Annotated in this window: 24 protein-coding genes and 1 other RNA gene; 17 read left to right on the plus strand and 8 right to left on the minus strand. The window is 32.0% G+C overall.

The genetic code is table 11. The features are described 5' to 3' along the window. Position 1: 1 nt before the first annotated feature. From CXF59_RS01060 to CXF59_RS01105, 9 genes are all read left to right on the plus strand, one after another. Positions 2-397 carry a hypothetical protein gene (locus CXF59_RS01060; RefSeq protein ID WP_101135870.1) on the plus strand — a complete coding sequence of 132 codons (396 nt, stop codon included), beginning with the start codon at positions 2-4 and terminating at the stop codon, positions 395-397. Further along, the gene (locus CXF59_RS01065; protein ID WP_101135871.1) at positions 397-1,956 is read left to right on the plus strand and encodes a phage/plasmid primase, P4 family; all 1,560 of its coding nucleotides are present in this window, start codon (positions 397-399) and stop codon (positions 1,954-1,956) included. Before CXF59_RS01060 ends, CXF59_RS01065 begins: the two co-directional genes overlap by 1 nt. Next, positions 1,956-3,038, plus strand: a complete 1,083-nt coding sequence (locus CXF59_RS01070; RefSeq protein WP_101135872.1) for a DUF6371 domain-containing protein — start codon at positions 1,956-1,958, stop codon at positions 3,036-3,038. Before CXF59_RS01065 ends, CXF59_RS01070 begins: the two co-directional genes overlap by 1 nt. Positions 3,039-3,405: 367 nt before the next feature. Further along, positions 3,406-3,816, plus strand: coding sequence for a hypothetical protein (locus CXF59_RS01075; RefSeq protein ID WP_101135873.1), 411 nt, complete (start codon positions 3,406-3,408; stop codon positions 3,814-3,816). A 112-nt stretch (positions 3,817-3,928) separates the two neighbouring features. Next, on the plus strand, positions 3,929-4,291 hold the full coding sequence (locus CXF59_RS01080) for a hypothetical protein (RefSeq protein WP_101135874.1): 363 nt from the start codon (positions 3,929-3,931) through the stop codon (positions 4,289-4,291). A gap of 647 nt (positions 4,292-4,938) precedes the next feature. Further along, entirely contained in the window at positions 4,939-5,796 is an 858-nt protein-coding gene (locus CXF59_RS01085; RefSeq protein ID WP_101135875.1) for a hypothetical protein, read from the plus strand. An 872-nt stretch (positions 5,797-6,668) separates the two neighbouring features. Next, entirely contained in the window at positions 6,669-7,529 is an 861-nt protein-coding gene (locus CXF59_RS01095) for a hypothetical protein (RefSeq protein ID WP_101135877.1), read from the plus strand. A gap of 171 nt (positions 7,530-7,700) precedes the next feature. Continuing rightward, positions 7,701-8,621, plus strand: coding sequence for an HNH endonuclease (locus CXF59_RS01100; RefSeq protein WP_101135878.1), 921 nt, complete (start codon positions 7,701-7,703; stop codon positions 8,619-8,621). Beyond that, entirely contained in the window at positions 8,615-9,007 is a 393-nt protein-coding gene (locus CXF59_RS01105) for a (deoxy)nucleoside triphosphate pyrophosphohydrolase (RefSeq protein WP_101135879.1), read from the plus strand. The genes CXF59_RS01100 and CXF59_RS01105 overlap by 7 nt, the downstream gene beginning before the upstream one ends. A 132-nt stretch (positions 9,008-9,139) precedes the next feature. Here the strand turns inward: CXF59_RS01105 and CXF59_RS01110 are convergent, their stop codons facing one another. Then, a complete protein-coding gene (locus CXF59_RS01110; RefSeq protein ID WP_157824491.1) occupies positions 9,140-9,865 on the minus strand; it encodes a hypothetical protein in 726 nt (241 codons plus the stop codon). A gap of 366 nt (positions 9,866-10,231) precedes the next feature. Here CXF59_RS01110 and CXF59_RS01115 point away from each other — a divergent pair, with 366 nt between their 5' ends. Next, positions 10,232-10,648: a lipocalin family protein gene (locus CXF59_RS01115; protein ID WP_101135881.1), complete on the plus strand. Its 417-nt coding sequence runs from the start codon at positions 10,232-10,234 to the stop codon at positions 10,646-10,648. Between the two features lie 73 nt (positions 10,649-10,721). Here the strand turns inward: CXF59_RS01115 and CXF59_RS01120 are convergent, their stop codons facing one another. Beyond that, complete coding sequence (locus CXF59_RS01120; RefSeq protein WP_157824492.1) at positions 10,722-10,955, minus strand: hypothetical protein; 234 nt, start codon at positions 10,953-10,955, stop codon at positions 10,722-10,724. A gap of 118 nt (positions 10,956-11,073) precedes the next feature. Between CXF59_RS01120 and CXF59_RS01125 the strand changes: the two genes are divergently transcribed. From CXF59_RS01125 to CXF59_RS01135, 3 genes are all read left to right on the plus strand, one after another. Then, on the plus strand, positions 11,074-11,436 hold the full coding sequence (locus CXF59_RS01125; protein ID WP_101135883.1) for a hypothetical protein: 363 nt from the start codon (positions 11,074-11,076) through the stop codon (positions 11,434-11,436). A 96-nt stretch (positions 11,437-11,532) separates the two neighbouring features. After that, positions 11,533-11,757 (plus strand): hypothetical protein, encoded by a 225-nt coding sequence (locus CXF59_RS01130; protein ID WP_232758556.1) that lies wholly within the window; start codon positions 11,533-11,535, stop codon positions 11,755-11,757. A gap of 33 nt (positions 11,758-11,790) precedes the next feature. Next, on the plus strand, positions 11,791-12,192 hold the full coding sequence (locus CXF59_RS01135) for a hypothetical protein (RefSeq protein WP_101135884.1): 402 nt from the start codon (positions 11,791-11,793) through the stop codon (positions 12,190-12,192). Positions 12,193-12,882: 690 nt separating this feature from the next. Here the strand turns inward: CXF59_RS01135 and ssrA are convergent. Beyond that, positions 12,883-13,279, minus strand: a transfer-messenger RNA (tmRNA) gene (ssrA, locus tag CXF59_RS01140). A gap of 96 nt (positions 13,280-13,375) precedes the next feature. Beyond that, complete coding sequence (locus CXF59_RS01145) at positions 13,376-14,572, minus strand: serine hydrolase (RefSeq protein ID WP_101135885.1); 1,197 nt, start codon at positions 14,570-14,572, stop codon at positions 13,376-13,378. Between the two features lie 247 nt (positions 14,573-14,819). Between CXF59_RS01145 and CXF59_RS01150 the strand changes: the two genes are divergently transcribed. Next, complete coding sequence (locus CXF59_RS01150) at positions 14,820-16,022, plus strand: NAD(P)-dependent oxidoreductase (protein ID WP_101135886.1); 1,203 nt, start codon at positions 14,820-14,822, stop codon at positions 16,020-16,022. Between the two features lie 117 nt (positions 16,023-16,139). On the opposite strand, the gene fumC is transcribed toward CXF59_RS01150, so the two are convergent. Then, entirely contained in the window at positions 16,140-17,537 is a 1,398-nt protein-coding gene (fumC, locus tag CXF59_RS01155; RefSeq protein WP_101135887.1) for a class II fumarate hydratase, read from the minus strand. A 257-nt stretch (positions 17,538-17,794) separates the two neighbouring features. Between fumC and CXF59_RS15060 the strand changes: the two genes are divergently transcribed. Beyond that, the gene (locus CXF59_RS15060) at positions 17,795-17,962 is read left to right on the plus strand and encodes a hypothetical protein (RefSeq protein WP_198554611.1); all 168 of its coding nucleotides are present in this window, start codon (positions 17,795-17,797) and stop codon (positions 17,960-17,962) included. A 143-nt stretch (positions 17,963-18,105) separates the two neighbouring features. On the opposite strand, the gene CXF59_RS01160 is transcribed toward CXF59_RS15060, so the two are convergent. After that, a complete protein-coding gene (locus tag CXF59_RS01160) occupies positions 18,106-20,610 on the minus strand; it encodes an outer membrane beta-barrel family protein (protein WP_101135888.1) in 2,505 nt (834 codons plus the stop codon). Between the two features lie 94 nt (positions 20,611-20,704). Next, positions 20,705-21,046 (minus strand): arsenate reductase (glutaredoxin), encoded by a 342-nt coding sequence (gene arsC, locus CXF59_RS01165; protein WP_101135889.1) that lies wholly within the window; start codon positions 21,044-21,046, stop codon positions 20,705-20,707. Positions 21,047-21,153: 107 nt separating this feature from the next. On the opposite strand from arsC, the gene CXF59_RS01170 reads away from it, so the two are divergent. Both CXF59_RS01170 and CXF59_RS01175 read left to right on the plus strand, forming a co-directional pair. Beyond that, positions 21,154-22,089 (plus strand): CPBP family intramembrane glutamic endopeptidase, encoded by a 936-nt coding sequence (locus CXF59_RS01170; RefSeq protein WP_101135890.1) that lies wholly within the window; start codon positions 21,154-21,156, stop codon positions 22,087-22,089. A gap of 15 nt (positions 22,090-22,104) precedes the next feature. Then, a complete protein-coding gene (locus tag CXF59_RS01175; protein WP_101135891.1) occupies positions 22,105-23,151 on the plus strand; it encodes an AMP-binding protein in 1,047 nt (348 codons plus the stop codon). 98 nt (positions 23,152-23,249) lie between these two features. Here the strand turns inward: CXF59_RS01175 and CXF59_RS01180 are convergent, their stop codons facing one another. Then, positions 23,250-23,876 carry a hypothetical protein gene (locus tag CXF59_RS01180; RefSeq protein ID WP_101135892.1) on the minus strand — a complete coding sequence of 209 codons (627 nt, stop codon included), beginning with the start codon at positions 23,874-23,876 and terminating at the stop codon, positions 23,250-23,252. Positions 23,877-23,926 lie beyond the last annotated feature (50 nt).

Raw genomic sequence — 23,926 nt, forward strand, 5'->3', positions numbered from 1 at the left:
TATGAGTACCGCAAATACACAAAGCTTTGATTTTAATGGATTAGAACAAGGTAAAGATAAGAATTTAACATTACAATTCATTGTTAATCAGGTTGAAAAAGGAAGTGGAAAAAGTGTTTTTGAACTTAAAAAATATTATTCTGAAGACGCATTATTTTTTATAGCATTAAGATATGTTACAACTACTAAAAAAGCTCTTTGTACTGCGTTAAACATTCCAATAGAAGGAGGATGCAGATACAAAAGGTCATTTGAGAAGAACGGTACTTTAGTGCAGTCTATTGATGAGGTTGTTTGTCCGTTTACTAAACATTTTGCGCATGAAATTAGTACTAATCCGCAAGAGTTTGAACGTTTATTAAAAACAAAATCAAGACAATTAAACCTTTTTGAGTAATGGAAAATGAAAATTTCAAAAAGCTTATTACAAACGATATTGTAAAGCTTACAGATGGTTTAGAATTGTATCAAAAAACAACTAATGATATTCTACAGGAACTGATAAAAAGTATCGGTACTATAGATTTTCAGATACTGGCGTTTCCTGATAGTGAAGACATTCAAAAACAGTATAATATTTTAGAATCTATTCTTTTAAAAGGAGGGGATTTGTCCGAAAATCAACAAACTGAATTTCAAAAGTTAGGAAAGCAGTTAAGAAGTTTTAAATTATCCAAGAATCATTATTTAATCCTTTGCATTGAGCAACTTCTTAAAATTGCCGAAGTCAATAAATGGGGATTGTGTAAAAAAAACGGTTTCATTTATTTGTATAATGGCAGTTACTGGACTGAGATAGACAAAGAGCGTTTTCAATTCTTTTTGGGTAATGTAGCTTTACAAATGGGAGTTGAGAAATTCAAAGGCAAAATTCACACCTTCAAAGAAGATTTGTTTAAGCAGTTTATGGCAGATGCTTATTTGCCTACACCAAAGACAAAAAAAGATTGTGTTTTAATCAATTTGCAAAACGGAACTTTTGAGATAACACCCAAAAAAAGAGGTTTACGAAATTTTGATCAAAAAGATTTTATTACACACCAATTGCCGTTTGAGTATGAGTCCGAAGCAACCGCACCGCTATTTCAAAAGTATTTAGATGAGGTTTTGCCCGACAAGGACAAACAAAAAGTATTTGCTGAGTTTTGCGGTTACATTTTTATTAAACCAAGTGTTTTAAAACTTGAGAAGATGCTTATTCTATACGGAACGGGTGCAAATGGCAAGAGTGTGTTTTTTGAGGTACTTAACGCCCTTTTGGGGACTGATAACATAAGCAACTACTCTTTGCAAAGCTTGACTAATGATAACGGTTATTTTCGTGCCAAAATAGGTGATAAGCTGGTAAACTATGCGAGCGAGATAAACGGCAAACTGGAAACCGATATTTTTAAACAAATGGCTTCGGGAGAACCAATTGAAGCACGTTTGCCCTATGGAGAGCCTTTTATACTAAATGAATACGCAAAGTTAATTTTCAATTGTAATGAGTTGCCAAAAGACGTAGAGCATACAAACGCTTATTTCAGACGGTTTTTAATTATTGGTTTTGATGTAACTATTCCCGAAGACAAACAGGACAAGCAATTGCCAAACAAAATAATTCAAAACGAATTGTCGGGAGTTTTCAACTGGATTTTGCAAGGATTGGACAGGGTACTGGAGCAAAAGAATTTCAGTAAATGTGAAGCGATAGACAACGCCCGAAGCGATTACGAAAAACAAAGTGATAGTGTGCAATTATTTATTAGTGAATGTGATTATAAAAAGTCAACAAACGAATATGTTTTGATTTCGTTATTGTATCCACAGTATAAAAGCTTTTGTATTGAAGACGGTTATAGATCCGTAGGAAAGACGAAATTTATACAGCGACTAAATCATTATAAAATATTTGTAAATCGCTTAAACGTGGGTAATGTGGCTTACGTAACTACTGATAGAAGTTTTATTTAATGGAGGTTTTTAAATATACATTGGACAAGGGAAGTAAGAAGTTTCTTTGTCCTAATTGCACCAAGAAGACATTTGTAAAGTACATTGAAACTGATACAGGAAATTATTTAACGGATGACTTCGGGAAGTGTGACAGGGAGCAAAACTGTAATTATCACAAAGCACCGCCAAAAGGGCAAAAATGTTATTTCATACCAACATTATCATTAAAAAGTATTTCAGATAAAGCGTGTCGATTAACTGATGAGTTTGGGATTGTTTTGATAGTCCCAAAATCACAAATACTGGAGCAAACAAAAAATGATTGCTGGATAACAGAATGGTTTTTAAAAAATAGTAGGATTCAATATGCAGTCAATGAGGTAAAATATTTTTATTCTAATGTGTCAAATTTTGTAAATGAAGTCAAAGAAGTGGTACAACCTCCACAAGAAATATTTAGTTTTCATTCTTTGGAATTATTAAATAATATGTATTGTGTAAATCCAACAATCGATAATTTGACTGAGTATTTAAAATTTAGGTTTCCTATAGATAAGGTTTCAGATGCGATGCAAAATTATTTCATTTCGGGTACAAATTATTTTTGGAGTAATTCAACCGCATTTTGGCAAATTGATGATAAAGAACAAATTCACGCTTGTAAAATAATGCAATACGATACGTATACAGGCAAAAGAATAAAAGAACCTTGCAATCGCATTAACTGGCTACATAAAGCCACCAGCGAGCCTTATTTTAACCTTAATCAATGTTTGTTTGGTTTGCATCGTATTAATGAAGACTATCAAAAAACGATTGCAATTGTAGAGAGTGAAAAGACCGCAATTGTAATGAGTGTTTTATTACCTCATTACATTTGGCTTGCCACAGGAAGCAAAGGAAATTTTAAATTTGAGATGCTTAAACCAATTAAAAAAAGAAATATTGTTTCTTATCCTGACAAAGGAGAGTTCAACAATTGGTTAAAGAAAGCTAACGAGTTAAACGCAATAGGTTTTAAAATTGCGGTTAGTGACCTGATAGAGCGAACAGACTTTGAAAGCGGTTATGATTTGGCAGATTATTATTTGAATTTATGAAAAAAGTCATTTGTTTGATTAAACTCCAACAAGTAAACTTATTATCTCACTGAGGTTAATAATGTGTTATTACAATCCCATGTTTAAAACAATACACGCGTAAGAAAGAGTCAAAAGGATACCCCCACCCCCATAGCAAGAAAACAGGAAGGCAATCCTCTAACCTTCCACAATAATTTTTCAATAGTAAACGTAAAAAAAACTCTTTTAAACCCTGTTGTAAATTCATAATATTCAATTCCCGCTGGAAAAAATAGATTAAAGATACAATTGAGAGAGTACCTAATGTACCTAACAAAATAAGGCAGTTTCTTTTTACGCATACGTTAAATATAGAAAATTTATTTTAACCTAAATATAACTAAAAGTGGGTATTGCTAAAAATGGTATAATTCCTACCTTTATAAAAATATTAATCCATAAAAGAGGAATGAAAAAAAAAACATTAGTAGCTATACTTATATTTAGTATTGTTAGTTGTTCAAATAAAAAAGACAGTTTAGATCATAAGGGATCAGCTTTCACTGTTGCAAAAGAATTCTATTTGAAACCAAACATAAAATATCCAGACGAACTAGATTTGGATTACTCAATGTCTAGAACCGAATATAGTCCCAACGATTCAATCTATTTTGTGCATATTAAAGCAACTACAAAAAACGGATTTGGAGTTAAAGTTCCAGTTACATTTTTCTGTTACCTAAAATATATTGGAAGCAATGAAGATGATGATTTGGAAATTAAAAATTGGAAATATATTGATAGTTCTGTAGAATAATAGAAATATAACCGTTCAGAGATGAGCGGTTTTTTTATGAAATATCACTAAAAGTGGGTATTGTGCTGTGAATCTAAATAGTATACTTTTCAACGAAACAATTTTAAAAAAAATGAAAAAAATTATACTCACTTTACTTTTAATACCTGTCATAGGTTTTTCTCAAGGAAAAAGTATTTCACTTGCAAAAAAAAGTAAAGAACCTTATATCACAATACAAGGCGATACCTTAAAAGTTGATATGCAAATCTTAATCAAAGAAGGTTCTAATGAAAATGGGAAATTTAAATATGTCCAAGTAATTAATAATTTTAACGAACCATTATATCAGGCCGATAGTAGGGCAGCATTTAAAAGACAACTAATAAAATTCTTCAAAGAACAAGATGGTGCTTATTACCTTTTTACAAATTATTTTTGTATCAATATTGAAGCTGCATTAAGTAGAAATGAAATAGAATTGTTAACGAAATAGGATTCCTGTTTTACTTAAAATCTTACATAAATGAAAAAAACATTATTATTGGTATTAATTACAACTTGTACCTCAACCTTTGCTCAAAAACTTACAGTCACACCAAATGGATTAAGAAGTATAGAAAATAGTACTGAAAAATAGTTTGTAGTAATACAGTCTGAAGACAAAACGGTAAAACAATTATTTGATGAATCTGTAAAATTCATAAACAAGAACTACAAAAGTCCTGAAGACGTAATAAAGGGAAAAATTGATTGGGAATATTTAAAATTTGTCACATTTGCACCTACTTTTATATTAGTAAAAAGCGGTTTGACTAAAATAACTTTTAATACAAAATATACAGTAGAGTTAAGTTTTAAAGATGGCAAAGTAAAACACGAAATAATTGAATTATCAATCTATAATGATGCTAAATACCCTCTTTATTTTACTGGTAGTGGTATGAATTTTTACATCTAGAAGAAAGATGGAGAATTAAAAATGGAAGATGCCAAAACTGAAATCGAAAAATATTTCAATGAAAACATCCTGCCATACGCAAGTTCCATTCAAAACAAAGTAGCTGAAGAGAAATGGTAAATTACAAAAGGAAGTTGATAAATAATTGAAATCAATATTTTTTAAAAGATAAAAACATTAATATGAAATTTAAAATATCGTTGTATTTATTATTAGTTTTATTTAGTTGTACCTCTCAAAACAATCAAAAAAACAGCCTAATGGTAAAAAACCTAAAAGGAAATGTCAAATCTGTAAAAGGATTTTATTTTGTTGCAGTGGAGAAATTTGGAGAAATTAGTAAAGGAGAAAAAAAAGGAGCAGAGAGTGATGTAGCAGATTTTTACTTTATTAAGTACAATGAAAAAGGAAATACAACTGAAAGTAATGAGTATTATTCAGATGGTAGTTTAAGTTCCAAAACGACTATTAAATATGACAATATAGATAACATAATCGAAAGTAATGAGTATAATTCAGATGGTAGTTTAAGTCTTAAAGGCACTCCTAAATACGACGATAAAGGCAATTTAATTGTTTGGAATCATTATAATTCCGTAGCTAATTTATATTTCAAAGACAGCATAAAGTATGACAATAAAAATAATAAAATTGAATCCAATTCTTATAAATCAGACGGTAGTTTAAGTACTAAATGGACTTTTAAATATGATGATAATGGAAATGAAACTGAATGGAAATGGTATAACCCAGATGGCAGTTTATTTATGATTATTAGTCCTAAATACGACGATAGAGGTAATGCAGTGTCATCGACTTGGTATAATTCAGATGGCAGTATATCCTTAAAAGAATCTACTAAATATGACGATAAAGACAATAGAATTCAATTTAATTCACATAATTCAGACGGCGGTGTAAACTCGAAAACATCCACTAAATATGACTATGATGAAAAGAATAATTGGATTAAGTGTATCGTATTTAGCAATGACAATAAACCATTGTACATATTAGAAAGAGAAATAGAATATTATTAAATAAAATAGGTATCGCCACCACGTGAACAAAAAACAAAACCATTTTACATATTTTGTAATATAATATATTACAATACCGTACTATCTAAAGGAAGCGTATTCCATCATTAATAATCTTTTTTAATTATTTGAAATTTACACACGACAGAATTGTTAATAATATTTTTCTATTTATTTCCTGCGTCTCAATATATTTTTTAGCACTGACTATTTCCATATTAACAGTGAGGAAGCAGTGAGGAAACCAAAAGTGGTGTATGTGTTCCTGAATTAGATTTTGATTGATTTTAAGTGAAATTATGATGCTAATCATTTATAATTCATCAACCTCAAAAGATAAACTTATTGTCTTATTAGGCTTACACCATATTATTAAAACAACATATTTAGAACAATACGCACATAGAAATGAGCCAAAAAGACACCCCACACCCTTAGCAAGAAAAAAAGAGGTTACTTCTATGACCTTCGACAATGATTTTTTCCACACTAAACTTAAAAATATTTCTCTAAAAACATTCAGTAGATTCATTCTCTGCTTTACTAAAACAATACAATTAAAAGCTGAAAAATTAAGAGACTTTGTTCTCTTTGTCGCTTCGAATATAGAAAACTTATTTTAGTCTAAATGTCACTAAATGTGGGTATTGCATTAGTTAATTTATTAGCTTTAATTTGATTTCTTTTTACAAGCTTAATCGTGCGTAGCACATTTGATAATTATAGTATTAAATGGACTCAGCAAATTGAAAGGTTACGAACCACCCATCATCTCAAAGCGGCAAAACGTTGGCGGTAATATAGAATAAGTAAAAAAGACAGAAGAGTCCTATCGAAATCGACAATAAAACCTTTATCCTAAAACTGTAATAATGAAAAAAATAATCTACACTTTATTTGTCCTAATATTTTTTAGTTGTTCTATTGAAAACAAGAAAAATAGCCTAGAGGAAGAAAAAATCTTTGGCAAAGCTAAATCGATTAGAGAGATTTCCTATGTAGCACATGATAAATTTGGAAAAGTATCAAAAGGTGAAATAAAAGGAGATATTTTACATCAAGATTTCCTAAAAAAATTCAACAATAATGGAAATAATATTGAAACTATTATTTATAGTTCAGATGGAAGTTTGTACGAAAAATATATTAATAAATTTGATGAAAAAGGAAACGAGATTGAAAAAAATATTTATGACTCTAATAATATTTTAAAATGGAAATACCTTATCAAATTTGATGATAAAGGAAATATGACAGAAAAAAACTATTATAATTCAGATGGCAACTTAAATTCTAAAGAGACTAATAAATATGATGATAAAGGAAATAAAATAGAAGAAAACTATTATGGTATAGAGCAGATAAGTGGAAGTGAATCTTTTTCTACTAGATGGACTTTTAAACATAATGACCAAAATAAAAGCACTGAATGGTATTACCATATTCCTGGAAATGAGCCATTGTTAAATTATATTTACAAATATGATGACAATGGTAACCAGATTGAATGGAGTGGATATAACTTAGGAATACCAAATTTTAAAACTTATGCGAATTACGATATCAATGGAAACTTATTGGAATTAAAAAGTTACGAAACAAACGAAAGATTAATAAGTCATGAGTATCATAAATATCAATTTGACAAAAATGAAAATTGGATTCAACGAATAGATTACGTAGATGAAGTACCTAAATTTATTATTCAAAGAGAAATAGAATATTATAATTAAATACTACTGCCAACACACATCTGTATCCATTTGCAAATTCAGTGGAATTAACGTTTTTTATCATATCATCGTTCAGGTGAAAACACACGTTTTTAAAAGTCCACATCCTCGCTAAGTGACATGAAGTTATAGGCAACAATAATTTGAATCAAAATCAATAAAAAAAATATTATGTTCTATTGGGTAAATCAAGGTAAGACTTACAAAGAAGAAAAAGAAGGTGGGTACTTATGGGCTCCTGTCGAAAACAGTGGTGGTAAAACTTTTTTCTATTGGACTAATATGAAAAAACTTCGACCAAAAGATTTAATCTTTAACTATCGAAAAGGTTATGTAATTGGTTATTGCATAATTAAATCAAAAAGCTATTTGGCACCACAACCTGAAGAATTTAGTCCAAACGTAGAATGGGAAGATGAAGGGTTTATGGCAGATGCTGAATATTATCTATTAGATAAGCCGATAAGTGCTCTCCAAATACACAACAAAATAGCTGACCTTTTACCTTCAAAATATGGTCCATTAAATGCTATTAAAAAAGATGGAGAACTAAAAGTTAAGGCAAATCAGGGGTATCTCTATGAGTTAAGTCAAGAGATTGGTGAAAAACTTATAGGTTTATTCAAGATAAAAAATGATCAAATTTCTGTATCCAATAATTACGATTCAAATAATGATTCTGATTATAAAATTCCTGATAAAACATCTCGAAAAGGATTAGTCACCTCTCGAGTTGGGCAAGGAGAGTACAGACGAAGGATTCTTACAAGATGGGGTTTTAAATGTGCAGTGAATGGATCTAGAATAAAAGAAGTTCTAATTGCTTCGCACATTGTTCCATGGCGAGAGTCAAATAATGCTGAAAGGTTAGATGTAGATAATGGAATACTTCTGTCGCCAGTCTATGACGCTTTATTTGATAGGCATTATATTTCTTTTGATGATAACGGGTTTATAATTTTATCAAAAGCTTTGAGTAAGATAGAGTTTTCAAAAATTGGTGTAGATGGAAGTGAAAAAATAGAAAACCTTACTGCTAAAAATAAAATATATTTAGAAAGACATAGAAAAAAATTGACAGTAATATGGTAGAGGTTGTTTGTGGCATTATATCAAGAAATAACAAGGTGTTAATCTGTAAAAGAAAAACAGGAAAATATCTTGGCGGTTTTTGGGAGTTTCCGGGAGGAAAAATTGAATCCAACGAATCACCTAAAAGCGCTTTAAAACGTGAATTATTAGAAGAACTTGGAATGGAGGTAGAGATGCATAATCATTTAACTAATGTTATACATAGTTACCCAGATTTTGTTGTCAAACTTATTGCGATTGAATGTACGTTAATTAAAGCCAGTTTTGTAATGACAGATCATGATTCTTATGAATGGGTCGAAGTTAGCGATTTACTCAACTGGAAATTAGCTGGTGCCGATATACCAATTGCCGAAGCATTAATAAATGAATCAAAATGCCCATAACGGTCTTGTACATAAAAAATAGCGGTTTAAGTACTTAAACAAAAGATAAATCCAAAAATTAAGCTCATTTTTCTGATTTACAAAATATAAAATTAATTGTCTATTGACAGCTGTTAAGGTGAGATGTTCTGTTTATATCATTAGCATTGTGATAATTTCTTCAAACTTGTAATGAACTTCACCAATGTCACGAACTTGGTAAATCTCCTTTCCAGAATATCTAAAAACGTCTTTCCAGCCATTTATTTTCAATTTTCTAGTTCTCTTATCATCATTCATTTTTTGTATTGCACTAGAATGATAATCATAACCATCACATTCTAAAGCGATTTTTCGAGTATCTATTATTTTTTCATTTTGTTCTCTATTCAAAATAATTGCGATATCTATTCTATAGTTGGTTTTAGCTATTGTCACTTCTGATTGAGGGTAAATTGCAAATTCTCGAGTTATAATATTATCTATTATGGGATTTCCAGCGATAGAACTTAAAGATAAAGGTTCACTAAAATTAAGCTTAACTTTAAATCCTATGTTTTTATAGTAAAAACCTCTATCGAATCTATAGTTATATTTTTTAATTTTATTTTCTAATCTAGTTTTTTCGTTTTCTGTAATTGGACTATCTGGATCTCCAAGACATATTTCTTCTTCAATAAATTCAACTTCTGAAAAACGAGACATGTCTTGGGTTTTAACTTTTCCATAGTTTTGAAAGTAATCAAATAATTGTAAAAGCATAAGCTCTTCAATTTCTGAATCACATATTGAAAGGACCTCATCAATCTTGAATTGTAAATTATCCATGTGATTTTTTAGTATACAACTTTTCAATACCTCTATTTTCTGTGTTGTCATGTTTATTATTTTATCTTAGGTTCCAGTATCTCTAGTCTTTTTTACAAGTTATGAAAACGAGTGTTTTGGCAGAACGGACCCTCACCTATATCACCAAATTAAAGTAGGTTGACGAAGACTTTTTGGGCTTTATTTATCTTCAAATACACTTGTTTTTTCTTACGAACTATCGACACTAATATACAAAGAATATAACCTCGTTGACAGATAAATTAAACGCTTACTGAAAAACATTTAAGACCATTGTGCCAGAATTAAAACTCTATGAATAAATCTATGATTCACTTTAAATATCACTAAATGTGGGTATTGCATTGTTAATAACAATAGCGGTACTTCGTTATTACTAATCTAAACCTAAAAAAAATGAAAAACATTATTGTTTTAATTGCAGTTACACTTTTAACTTTTTCTTGTTCCACAAGTGATGATAATATGGACATTGCCTCTATAAACAAAACTCAATTAGAGGCTACTTGGTTATTAAATACTGCTGAATTAAACGGTCAAACCGTTAGTTCTTCTTATAAAATTGAATTTAACCCATTGGCAAGAACGAAATTCTATTATAAAAACCCTACATCAAATACAACTTTTGGTCCAGATGCAATTGAGAATGGTGCTTATACTCTTACTGATAATGTTTTAAAGGTAACTTGGGACAGTTCTGACCCAGTAAACGAAATTACTCAATACCAAATTATAGAATTATCGTCGTCAAAATTGATATTGAAAAGTGTTATTTCAGGAGAAGGAACTCTCGTTGAAACTTACACAAAATAAATTTTAGAAAATTAAAATACCACCTAAAACAAATAATCCCCTAAAAGAGTAACCTAAAACAGTTGCTCTTTTTTTATATTTTAATCCTATCAAGATATTTATCCAACCGAGCGCCTTGTTTGAATACCTGTTTATAGGGGATTTTATTTGTTTTCATTTCATAATACACCTCACAGTAAAAGTCATTAATCGAATACAGGTTAATGGCTATATTATCTTTGATATGCGTATCAACGTGAACACCAAAAGACCAAACCGGATTGTATTGTTCTACTTCTGAAAGTCTTAAAAATTCGTAGAGTTTCATTTTATTCATACCATTAAGATAGTAAACTTATTCGAACCTAAATATCACTAAAAGTAGGTATTGTGAACTAAAGTATAAAAGACTTAATTTATAATCTTCTTAATTTAAACTTTATAAAATGAAAAAGGCATTAGTCGTAGGATTGGTTTTATTATCAGTTGTAAGTTGCAACAAGGAAACTCCAGTAGAGAAAAGTATTTCAAATTATGTTCAAACTTCTTTTAAAGACCCGAGTAGTTATGAAAAAATATCTATTGCAGTTTTAGATACAGTAACGGTTGCAAAAAAAATCAAAACGTATGAAGACAGAGGGGTAAGTCACGAACAATTTGACAATGAACCAAAAGACAAATTTCTATACTATACAATTAGCCATAAATATAGAGCCAACAATTCATTTGGTGCATTAATGATTTACGATGACATTGTTTCAATGGATAAAGATTTAAAAATCACAGGCAGTCATAGTGTGGACGAATAAATACAAACGTATTATCTAAGGTTTCTCAGTTTTAATATTCCACATACTACTAAATTGCAAAACGAATTTAGTCAACAATATAAAGAAAAGCACTAAATGAAAAAGTTAATTATTATTTTAGGCATTACTACTTTACCTACTTTACACGGATTCAAAACCTTAACAGCAAGTGATATTTATATTTGTGTCAGTAATACAGCATCAAAGTATCATTATTCTCAAAATTGTAGAGGGCTTATTAGATGTACACATACCATTTCTAAGGTAAGTTTAACCAATGCTAAAAGTAGAGGTTACAGTTTATGTGGCTGGGAAGATTAAACAATAATTTATTAAACATAAAATTTTATAGAAATGAAAAAATTAACTTTGCTATTATTCTTTGCTTTTTTTACTTCGTGCTCTAATAATGAAACGGCACCCACAAACACAACTTATCAATCATTAAAATACTACACTATAAACGATGGGATTAGAGAAGATTATACATTAACGAATCCAATTACTATAAACATAACGGGTAAGGATATAATTATCATGACAGATGGTAAAGCAAACCAGTATGTTGTGTCGAAAATAGTAAACGATATTTATTATATTTCTATTCAAGCATTAATCGATAACGATAATGGAACACCGACTTATTACGTAACTAATTCTTTTACTTTTCAAGTTTTTTCTAATGAAATTGTTATGAAAGATGCGGATCACCCCCAAACTCATCCGAGTTATTTTGAGGTTCATTTTATAATATGAAGTTAATTATGAATAGAAAGAGGGCAGCCAATACGGTAACCCTCTTTTTTGTTTAAGAAGCCAACTAAAGGCAAGCCTTAAACTGATAATGAATAGAAGTGTAGTTCATCGTTATTTCAAGATTGATTAATCAACTTATATCAATTAAAATCAGACCTATACGTGTGAGGGTATATTTTAAAAATCATATCGCACTACGTGTAATATCGTATGTTGAAATATTCACCTTGCGAACGCAAGTTTATAGAATCATTAATGAATTTATCCGATTATTTGACTAGACGAATGAACGTGTAGAGAATCAATTAATTGATTTACATTGATTATGTCCCTATCTGACGCACGTGTAAAAATCAATTTTAGTCTAAAGTAGAGCGAAATAGACAACTCATACAGGAAATTTTAATTAATTAATCTTTTTTAATTGTCTGACTAGCTGTTATACAACTTAAAATATTAATATTTTATTTAACTCAGTTAACTGATTGATACTGATTTTCAAAGAGAAACTTTCTATTTAATTCAGTAGATAAGTGTAAAACGTGCAAAATGTGAAGCTAAGAAAAAAACATTTATTTAGTTAATTATATCACTTTGAAAGTAAATCAAAACCTAGCAATACAAAAACCGTACAAATTAGAGAAATAAAAAACCGTAAGCGCGTATTTAGTAGGTGAATACGGTTTTTTTAAGTGGAGTCGCCGGGAATCGAACCCGGGTCCAAACAAGCAACTAAAAAGCTTTCTACACGTTTATTTCCTGATTGAATTTTCGACCTTGTGTTTGACCAGAAACAGTCGCACAAGACTTATCTTCTTTGTTTCAAAGTCCACCCGAAGCTTATGGAAATCTAGGTTTAAATTTACGATTCACCTTTATCGACCGCTATAAACCAAAGCTTTCGAGGTAAATCCTGCTTTCCTATCTGATAGGAACGAGGCTAATCTTACTATGATTCAGATTATGCAGCAAGAGCGTAGTTTCCTTCGCCGTGTAAGTGTTGTGGGACCTTTTATTTACGAGAATTGTCCCAGTTCTCTACGTGCTTACTATTCAATTCGACTTGCTGTCAAAACCAGTCGACCCCTTTTTTATTCTAGCTCAAAAATTAATTTGAGTTTGCAAATGTATTCAATTTTAACTAAAATCTGCTATCTGCATTCATTATATTAAACATCAAATATCATTCCTCTTTTTCGTTGTCATCTAAATGAAACGGATAGTCCCCAAACAAAGCGGCCAATTTTCGAACCTTATAGATTCTCTTGTCGTATTTATTCGATAAAGCAATGATAGTGACCTTTTCTTCTGGCAGCGTAACGTAGGACGCTGTGTTACCATGCCACCAACCATTATGAAAATAGAAGTTTTTCCCTGTTGGCCAATTAATCATTCGAATACCCAAGCCATAATTTTTTGTGCCTTTATACTCATTGCTATAGGCTATATAGGCTTCTTTTAATAACTTCGGATTCAGGAACTTTGAAGAATTCCTGCCATTATCAAATTTCAATAGGTCCCGGGGTGTAGAAAAGATATTCTTATCTCCGTATATCGCATCTAAATAATCCAAATTGACCTTAGTGAAATTTCTTTTATAGGATGGTGTTGCTGTTAACTTGTTCTTTTCGTAATCAAAGACATAGGTGTTTGTCATTCCCAATGGTTTGAAAACAATTTCTTTCATGGCGTCTTTGTATGCTAAACCAGTCACTTTTTCAATAATCAATGCCAACATGGCATAATTTGTATTGCAATAGCTGAATCGGGTATTTGTTTTAAATTCCAGATCAATATCCTTTGTGGCCATAATCGTCAATATGTCCTGATTGCTTAAGATTTTGTGTCGGTCCCAGATACCTTTTTTTTCTGTAAAATAGGCATAATTACGCATTCCGGTTCTATGGTTCAATAAGGTTCTGATGGTAACATCAGGATAAGGAAACTCTTTTAAAAGGGTAGTTACCTTTTGGTCTAAATATATTTTTTTTGCACTTACTAATTTCAATACTGCAGTGGCAGTAATCACTTTGCTTACCGAGGCAATATGAAGTGAAGTTGTGCTGGTCATTGCTGATTTTTCTTTATAATTGGCTAAGCCTTCATATTTTTCGTAAATAATCTGCCCGTTTTTTGCCACAAGAAAACCCCCATTTGCACTTTCACGAGGCCAGGTTTTATTATAATAATTGAGTATGGAATTCTTTTTTGACTTAATATAGGCGGCCGTAAGTTTTGGACCTTGTTGTATTATTAGTGTTGTCTCAATCGGTTTCTTTAAGACTGCTTTTGCTTCTGCTGTATTCTTTTGTTTACAAGAACTCAAAACCAATAATAGCAGGAGTATTTGTAGTATATTTGCCTTTTTTGTAAAAATCATTTTTTTGTAGTGCTAGATTTGCAAATATATAGAATCAATTCTCCTAGTTAATTTTTTTATTCAAAACTTAACAGTATTTTATTAAAGTTTTTCAGCTGATTTTCTATTATTTTGGGCTTCAGCTTTTAATAGTTTTATGAAATGTTTTTTTTCACAAAATAAAAGCGAGCCGATTTTAAATTGTTATATTTGTAACAAAACGCCGTGATAAAGTTATATTAAATCTAAATAAAAGCCACGTAAAGATATGAAATTTGGAATTTTAAAAGAGAGAAAGAGTCCGCCAGACAGAAGAGTTGTTTTTTCACCGGATGAATTGCTACATATAAAGGAGCGTTATCAGGATGCCTTCATACAAGTTGAAAGTTCAGATATCAGAATATTCACCGATGCACAATACACCGGGCGGGGAATTGAAGTTTCAGATGACATTAGCGGTTGTGACGTTTTATTTGGAGTTAAAGAAGTTCCTGTAGACTTTTTAATACCTGATAAGTCTTATTTCTTTTTTTCGCATACGATAAAAGAGCAGCCTTACAACAGGCAATTACTGCAGGCAATTCTTGAAAAAAACATAGATTTATATGATCATGAAGCAATAGTCAATGCCAGTGACCGAAGGTTGATTGGTTTTGGAAGGTATGCGGGAATTGTGGGTGCTTACAATACAATTCGTGCTTTCGGAATAAAATTTGGTCTATTCAAATTAGCCAAAGCGGAAACCTTATCCGGAAAAGAGGAATTGATCAATCACTTGAAAAGATTGGTTTTACCTCCGTTAAAATTTGTGATTACAGGAACAGGAAAAGTGGGGGGTGGTATCAAGGAAATACTGGACGCTATGAAGATTAAAGAAGTTTCTGTTGAGAACTACTTAACCAAAAACTATGCGCAGCCGGTTTACACCCAGATTGACGTGTTGGGTTATAATAAAAGAATAGATGGAAAAGTATTAGATTACAGCGATTTCTATAAAAACCCAACGGAGTACGTAACTGATTTTGAGCGATTTACAAAAGTATCGGATATCGTTATTACAGGACACTTTCACGGTAATGGAGCGCCAGATGTTCTTACCAGAGAAATGCTTCAATCAAAAGATTGTAAAGTAAAAGTGGTAGGTGATGTTTCATGTGATATTAATGGCCCAATTGCCTGTACCCTCAGGTCATCCACAATTGCAGAACCGTTCTATGGTTATTTACCTTCCGAGCATAAAGAAGTTGATGTGTTCCACCCGGCGGCGGTAGTGGTGATGGCGGTAGATAACTTGCCATGTGAGTTACCAAAAGATGCCAGTGAAGGTTTTGGTGCCATGTTTATGGAGCACGTTATTCCTGCTTTTTTTAACGATGATAAAGATGGGGTTTTGGCTAGAGCCAAGGTAACTGAAAAAGGTAAATTGACACCAAGATTCAGTTATTTACAAGATTTTGTAGACGGAAAATAGATTGTAAATTAGGAGTGTCTGAGAATTATTTCAAATGCTCTTTTAGTAACAGATAAATTGAAAAGCCTGCAATGTAAAACATTACAGGCTTTTCAATTTAGAACTTGTAATTTACAATTATTTAAGGCTTCCTACCATATCTTCAGGTTTCACCCAAGCATCAAAATCTTCTGGAGTTACATACCCTAAACGTACCGCTTCCTCTTTTAAAGTGGTTCCGTTTTTATGTGCGGTTTGGGCTATTTCAGCCGATTTGTAATATCCGATTTTAGTGTTTAAAGCGGTAACCAACATCAAGGAGTTGTCAACCAATTCTTTAATACGTTTGTAGTTTGGTTCAATTCCTTGTGCGCAATGTTCGTCAAAAGACATACAGGCATCCCCTAACAAACGTGCTGATTGTAGAAAGTTTGCAGCCATTACCGGTTTGAAAACGTTCAATTCGTAGTGACCTTGCATGCCTCCAACAGTAATTGCCACATCGTTACCAATTACCTGAGCACAAACCATAGTCAACGCTTCACACTGCGTAGGGTTCACTTTTCCTGGCATGATAGAGGAACCTGGTTCGTTTTCTGGAATGATTAACTCGCCAATTCCTGAACGTGGTCCTGAGGCCAACATACGGATGTCATTTGCAATTTTGTTTAATGAAACGGCCAATTGTTTTAATGCACCATGTGATTCTACAATAGCATCGTGAGCGGCAAGTGCTTCAAATTTATTTTCTGCAGTTACAAAAGGATGGCCTGTGAATTCAGCAATATATTTTGCTACTGTTACATCATATCCTGCCGGTGTGTTTAAACCTGTTCCCACTGCCGTTCCTCCTAATGCTACTTCAGACAAGTGAGCCAAGGTGTTTTTAACTGCTTTTAGCCCATAATTTAATTGGGCTACATAACCTGAAAGCTCTTGGCCAACAGTAAGCGGAGTAGCATCCATAAGGTGCGTACGGCCAATTTTCACTACGTTTTTGAATTCGGTAGCTTTTGCATGAAGTGTATCTCGTAGTTTTTCAACACCCGGAATCGTAACTTCAACTACTGCTTTGTAAGCAGCAATGTGCATTCCTGTGGGGAAGGTATCGTTTGAGGATTGTGATTTGTTGACATCATCATTAGCTTTAATGAACTGTTCTCCTTCACCAATAGCAAATCCTTTTAATACTTGAGCGCGATTTGCAACCACTTCGTTTACGTTCATGTTACTTTGGGTACCTGAACCAGTTTGCCAAATTACCAACGGGAATTCATCTTCTAATTTACCAGCTAGAATTTCATCACAAACAGCAGCAATAGCGTCGCGTTTCTCTATGGGTAAAACACCTAAATCACAGTTTGCATAAGCAGCCGCTTTTTTTAGATAAGCAAAGCCCTCTATGATTTCTTTTGGCATGGAAGCTGAAGGACCTATTTTAAAATTGTTTCTAGAACGTTCTGTTTGTGCTCCCCAGTATTTATCAGCTGGAACCTGCACTTCACCCATGGTGTCTTTTTCTATTCTGAATTTCATTTTATTGTTGATTTGTATGTGTTATTTTAAAAATTGATTAGTGGAACTGAACATCATGTTCCTAGCCCCGATAATACTGAAAATCCTTCTATACCTTTGTGTGACATAGAAGATTATAACGGATAGCGGGAGTAGCTCCTTAAACTGATTTCAAAAATACGGATAAATACTTTTTTATGAAAATTGAATTGGATTTTTATTGCTAAAAAAAAATAATAAACTTACATTTGTACTTACATTCAAAAATTCCGGAAAACATGTTTGAATTTTCACAGTACTTAGGCTTTTTACTTTTCTTAACCATCCTAACAATGGGGTTTTGGTTAATGTTTTTTCTGGTTGGTTTCGTATCCTATTGGGTAGGTGGAGCAACTTGGGAAGCCATTAAAGAGAAAAGAAAAGCAAAGAAAGAGCAATCAGTTTAGTTTGATTGACACATAAAAAAAGGACCCGTTTGTACGAGTCCTTTTTTTTATGCTTTTTTTTTAGGTAAATAAGTACGGGCCCGTGATTAAACGGACCCGCATTTGTTGTATATTAATTAACCCAATTAAATCATTTATTATCCTTAATATCCGCCATCATCATCATTGTTTTTTGGGGCATTTCTATTTCTATCGGTTTTCTTTGAATTCAATCGATACGTAAACGACAAATTAAATTGTCTTTTTCGCCATTGAAACTCACTATAGTTGCTAACGCTTGCCAAATTAGTTTCAGATCTTCTTTTACGTGAATTAAAAATATCACTTACGTTAAAAGCTATAGTAGCCTTGTCTTTTAAAATGTCCTTACTAAACGCTGTGTTGACCGTATATAGAGCTAAATTTCTTCCTTGAGCTGTATTACTGGGTCCAGAGTAGGTTCCGCTAGCCTGCCATTCAATTTTGTAAGGTAATGTTAAGCGAGAGTTGACTCTTGCAAACCAAGAAAAAGCTTCGTTATCAAGATTTTTAGTAATAGCAATGTCTTCTGAATTTATATATGTAAAATCTCCAGTTGTTTTAGTGTTGAAAAGATTGAAACTACTATTTATTTTCCATTTTTTGCTCGGAGAATAATTTAAAGTAAGTTCAAAGCCGAATCTTTGCTCTTTCCCGATGTTAATTGGTGTACTAAGTATTACTGGAGTACCAGTACGTGGTATTGCTTTTCCATCTGCATCTAGATCGGGATCTACAAACTCACCACTTTCATAACGTACAAAGGAGAATACATCAACCGTATTTTCAAAATACATAGAAGTATTTAATGTCACCTTGTCCCAACGATTGATATATCCTAAATCAAATTTATCTGTTAATGAAGGATCTAAATCCGGGTTACCTCTAAAGCTATTGATATTACTTGAAACGTTAGGCGTAGGATCTAAAAAGCGACCCCTTGGTCTGGACAAACGTTTGCTATAACTTAAAGCGATGTTACTTTGACTTGAAATTTCATAATTCACGAAAGCACTCGGAAAAAATTTATTGTATCTTTTATTATTATATTCATTCGTGTTTATAAGGTTAACATCGATATTAGTGTCTTCCCAACGCAAACCGAATAGGTAAGAAAATTTATTTACTTTGAAACCATATTGTGTATAAAGGGCATTAATTTTCTCTTTGTATTCTAATGTGTTGGATAAAAAATAGTCTGGATTATTTCCGTTATCACTAGAGAAAATAGCATAATCTTTATTCAGGTTATTGAAATTTCCTTTATATCCAGCCTCAAATTGACTTCCTTCACCGGTAGGTAAAACATAGTCAGTTTGAAATTGAAATTGTTCTTGAATTTCATTATTAAGCGTTGTACCAAAAGTACCTTTATCCGGAAAAGTTAGATTGACACCATCAATGGTTGAATCTTCATTATCTTTATTTTTAGTGTAGGATCCGTCAATGGTTAATTTATGACCTTCGTTATCGAAGTTTTTGATGAAATTAGATGAAAACTCAAAGTCTTTTCCGTTGTCATTACCATCATTTAAACGATAACTGTAAGAAACGAATTTTTGTTGATTATCTGATTTGTCATAAGTAACTAAGTCTTCATCTTTACCACTGTTTTTTCTATAACTAAGAGAGTTAGTCCAGAAAGTATTTGGATTGATGGTCCATTCTATCCCTGTTTTGGTAGAGATTCCTTTTCTAGTTCTCTTAGTATCACGATTTTCATAGATGTATTCCCGGACGGAACTGTCAGGATTGAAATATTTTGAATCGGTTACACCCGCACCTTCATTAGTTCTATAATCATAACCAGTAGAAGTAAAGAAGTTCAGCTTCTCTGTTTTATAATTTAAGTTGGCACTGATACCATAGGTTTCAGGAATTCCTGTAGAGGCTATAAAAGAACCGTTGAAACCTCGGTTTTTACCTTTTTTTAAGATGATATTTATAATTCCGGCTCCACCTTCAGCATCATAACGGGCTGATGGATTAGTGATTACTTCCACTTTGTCAATAGCATCAGCTGGAATCTGGCGCAAAGCTTCGGCCATGTTTAAAGCGTTTGAAGGACGGCCGTCGATGAAAACGCGAACATTGTTACTACCTCTCAAACTGATGTTTCCCTCAATATCAACAGACACGGAAGGTACGTTTTCTAATACGTCACTTACTGTTCCACCTTTAACTAGCATATCTTGCCCAACATTATATACTTTTTTATCAAGTTTTATCTCGACAGTAGATTTCTCTGCTCTAATAACTACTGAATTTAATTGTGTAACATCTTCTAAAAGAGCTATTGTGCCTAAATTTATGCTTTTGTCAAGGGTACGTTCTTTGATAAGGATAGATTTAAAAGAAATAAACTCAATTGTGATAGTATAGATTCCGGGGGATACATCAATATTAAATTCTCCTTTTGGATTTGTGATACCTCCAGCAACAGTTTTTGCGCTTTTTGAGTTTATAATTGTTACTGTTGCGTATTCTAGAGGTTGCTTGGAATTTTTTTCAATAACATTTCCTGTTATCTTAATTTTTTCTGCCATGGCCGCCCCTCTTTGCTGAGCAAAATTTATAAAAAATGAAAGAAATAAAGTAAGTGTTAAAAGGTATTTTAAAGAATTCTGCATTATTATTTTTTTAAGTTATGCAAATTTGACTACAATAATTAGATATGGTTTAATCGACAATTCACAAAAATCTGTTAAATAAATCGGCTACTAGTTATATAAAATCGGCAACTTTATCTAAGTCTCTGCCAATGATTGCCTTGTTCCCGTTGATTACAATAGGTCTTTCGATAAGAATTGGATAAGCTACAAGAGCTTGAATGGTAGTTTCGTCTGTCATTTTTATATTCTTAAAGTTTTCTGTCCAAATTTTTTCTTTTTGCCGAACTAATTCTAATGATTTGATGTTCAGTTTTTTAAGAAGTAACACTACTTCATCAGTGGTAGGAGGGTTTTCCAGATATTTTATGATTTCATATTCTTTTCCTGCTGCTTCTATAAAGGCAACGCAGTTTCTTGATTTTCCGCAACGCGGATTATGGTATATTTGTATCATAATATTATTTTTTCAGTTTTAGTAAATTGAAATAAAAACGTATTTTCGAAGGAACAAAAGTAGACTTTGATCGTCTAACTACTCATATATAAGTAAAGAAATAATAGATGTTTATAGAACAGGGAGTGCATTCAGAGAATAAATTTTGGAAATATTTAATAGGTTCGGTTGTAATATTTATCACCTCAGCGATTGGGCAACTTCCCTTGGTATTGGGAATCATTTATGAAACATTTGCAAAAGGAATACCCTATCCCTCCAACAATGATGAGATGATGCATTTTTTTGACCTGAATTTGACTTTGTTTCTCATTCTTATTTCGTTTGTTTTTACCATGGGTGGAATCTATTTTGTAGTGCGTTATCTGCACAAACAAACGATGCGTTCTGTAACGACATCAAGGTCAAAAATTGATTGGAATAGGGTGTTTTTCTCTTTTTCTTTATGGTCCGTTTTTACGATTGTTTCCACTTTACTTTTTTACTATACTAATCCGGATGGTTTTGTACTGAATTTTAAACCTGTACCCTTTGCGATATTAGTCGCTATCGGAGTGCTTTTAATTCCAATTCAGACTAGTACTGAAGAATACGTTTTTAGAGGGTATTTGATGCAGGGGTTTGCAAATCTGTCTAAAAACAAATGGTTTCCACTTCTCATGACGTCAATTATTTTTGGAGCAATGCATCTTGCCAATCCAGAAGTTTCTAAAATGGGGAATATCATTTTTATATATTACATCGGAACGGGGTTATTCCTAGGGATATTGACGTTGATGGATGAAGGAATGGAACTCGCGTTAGGTTTCCATGCAGCCAATAATTTGGTAAGTGCGTTATTGGTGACTTCAGATTGGTCTGCTTTTCAGACGCATTCTATATTTAAGGACATATCTGAACCCAAAGCAGGCTTAGATGTAATCTTGCCTGTCATGGTCATTTACCCGATACTTTTATTTATCTTTAGTAAGAAATATCAGTGGACCGATTGGAAAGAAAAATTGACTGGTAAAATAAATGCACAAGGAATCAATACTATTTAAAATAACAGTCTAGTAATGAAAGAAGTAACTTATAAAAACGTACACAATCATTTTAAATTGAATGGATTTCATTTGAATAAAAAAGATTTATGCAGGGTTTCCTATTGTTTGATAAAAGAAGGGGATGAATTTGAGAAATCGATTGGGGATTTTTTATTGGACTGGTTTGATGACAAACCTTACATAGATTTACAGACTTCCGGAACTACTGGAATCCCGAAAATGATTAGAACAGACAAACAGATGATGGTTAACTCTGCCTTGGCTACTGGTGATTTTTTTGAATTAAGTCCTGGTGATAAAGCGCTATATTGCTTGCCCACGAAATATATTGCTGGAAAAATGATGCTCGTTCGTAGTTTTATTTTAGGATTAGATGTCGATTTTGTTGCACCAAGTTCACACCCTTTAACAAAGAATGAAACTAAATATGATTTTGTAGCCATGGTACCTTTACAGGCTGAAAATTCATTAGTAGGATTGAAAAATGTTAAAAAATTGATTGTTGGCGGTGCTAAAATGAACAAGTCTCTGGAGAATAGTCTTTTAAAAGAAAAAACAGAAGTATATGAAACCTATGGTATGACAGAAACGGTTACGCATATTGCCGCCAAAAAAGTAGGGGAGGTCGCTTTTGCAATTTTACCAAATATTAAAATTTCACAGAATGAAATGAACTGCTTAGTAATTGATGCTCCTAAGATTTCTCACGAACAAATTGTAACTAATGATTTAGTGGAATTAGTAAATGATCATCAATTTATTCTTTTGGGTCGAATCGATAATGTTGTTAATAGTGGCGGAATTAAATTAATTCCAGAGCAAATCGAGGATAAATTATCACATGGAATTTCTTCGCGATTTTTTGTGGGCGGAATTGCAGATGCTGTATTGGGAGAAAAATTAGTTTTAGTTATTGAAGGAAAAAAGCAACTATTGGATGAGCACATTTATAGTTCATTGGACAAGTATCAAAAGCCAAAAGAAGTTTTTTATATTGATAAATTCATTGAGACAGAAAACGGAAAAATAAAAAGAAGAGAAATATTAGAAAGTATTTAAATTTCTTTACGGTTTAGGTGAATAAAAAAGCATAATGGTTATCAGTCATGATGCTTTTTTAAAATACAGAAATTTATGACTTACTGTATTCTTTGGATTTACTTTATAAAGGAGTAATTAAATTTTAAGCCGAGTGTGTTTTCGGCATGGCCTTTAGCAACAAAATTAGTCAGGTTTAAGGATATTCCTAATTTTCTCTGGTTTGTTCCAGCGGTGAAATACTTACCAAGATATAATCCGGAGCAAGAACCAAACTGTGCTTTACCATTATATTCAGGTACAAAACCAAGACCAATTCTATTATTTTCGTCTGAAATAGCAAACCCTACCCCAGTTTCAAGACCTAAGAACCAGTTTCTCTTAAGATTAAATTGCACATTTGGTTTAATAGCAAATAAGCTAAAGTTTTTGTGTAAAGCTCTTCCTATTGCAGTTCCCGTAGTATCAGGACTTATGTTTCGGACAAATCGGTAATCATATTCCCCTCGGATGCCTAGCTCAGTTTTTGGAGAAATCCTCATTGACGCTCGCACGTTAATACCAATTCCAGCTCTGTGCGTTTCATAGAGTTCCTCATGGACAGATACTGATAAATTGACACCACCTTCCAATAGCAATGTTTTAGAATAATCAGGAAGTACTATTTGTTTCTCTAACTTCTGTGCTACACATAAATGCGTAAATAGTAGTACTGCTATTATCGTTATGGCCATTGACTTTTTCATCTTATTTGTATTTGAGGATCAATAGATAAATTAGTTATGATTTTAGTATT

Source organism: Flavobacterium sp. ALD4 (assembly GCF_002836475.1).
GTDB lineage: Bacteria > Bacteroidota > Bacteroidia > Flavobacteriales > Flavobacteriaceae > Flavobacterium.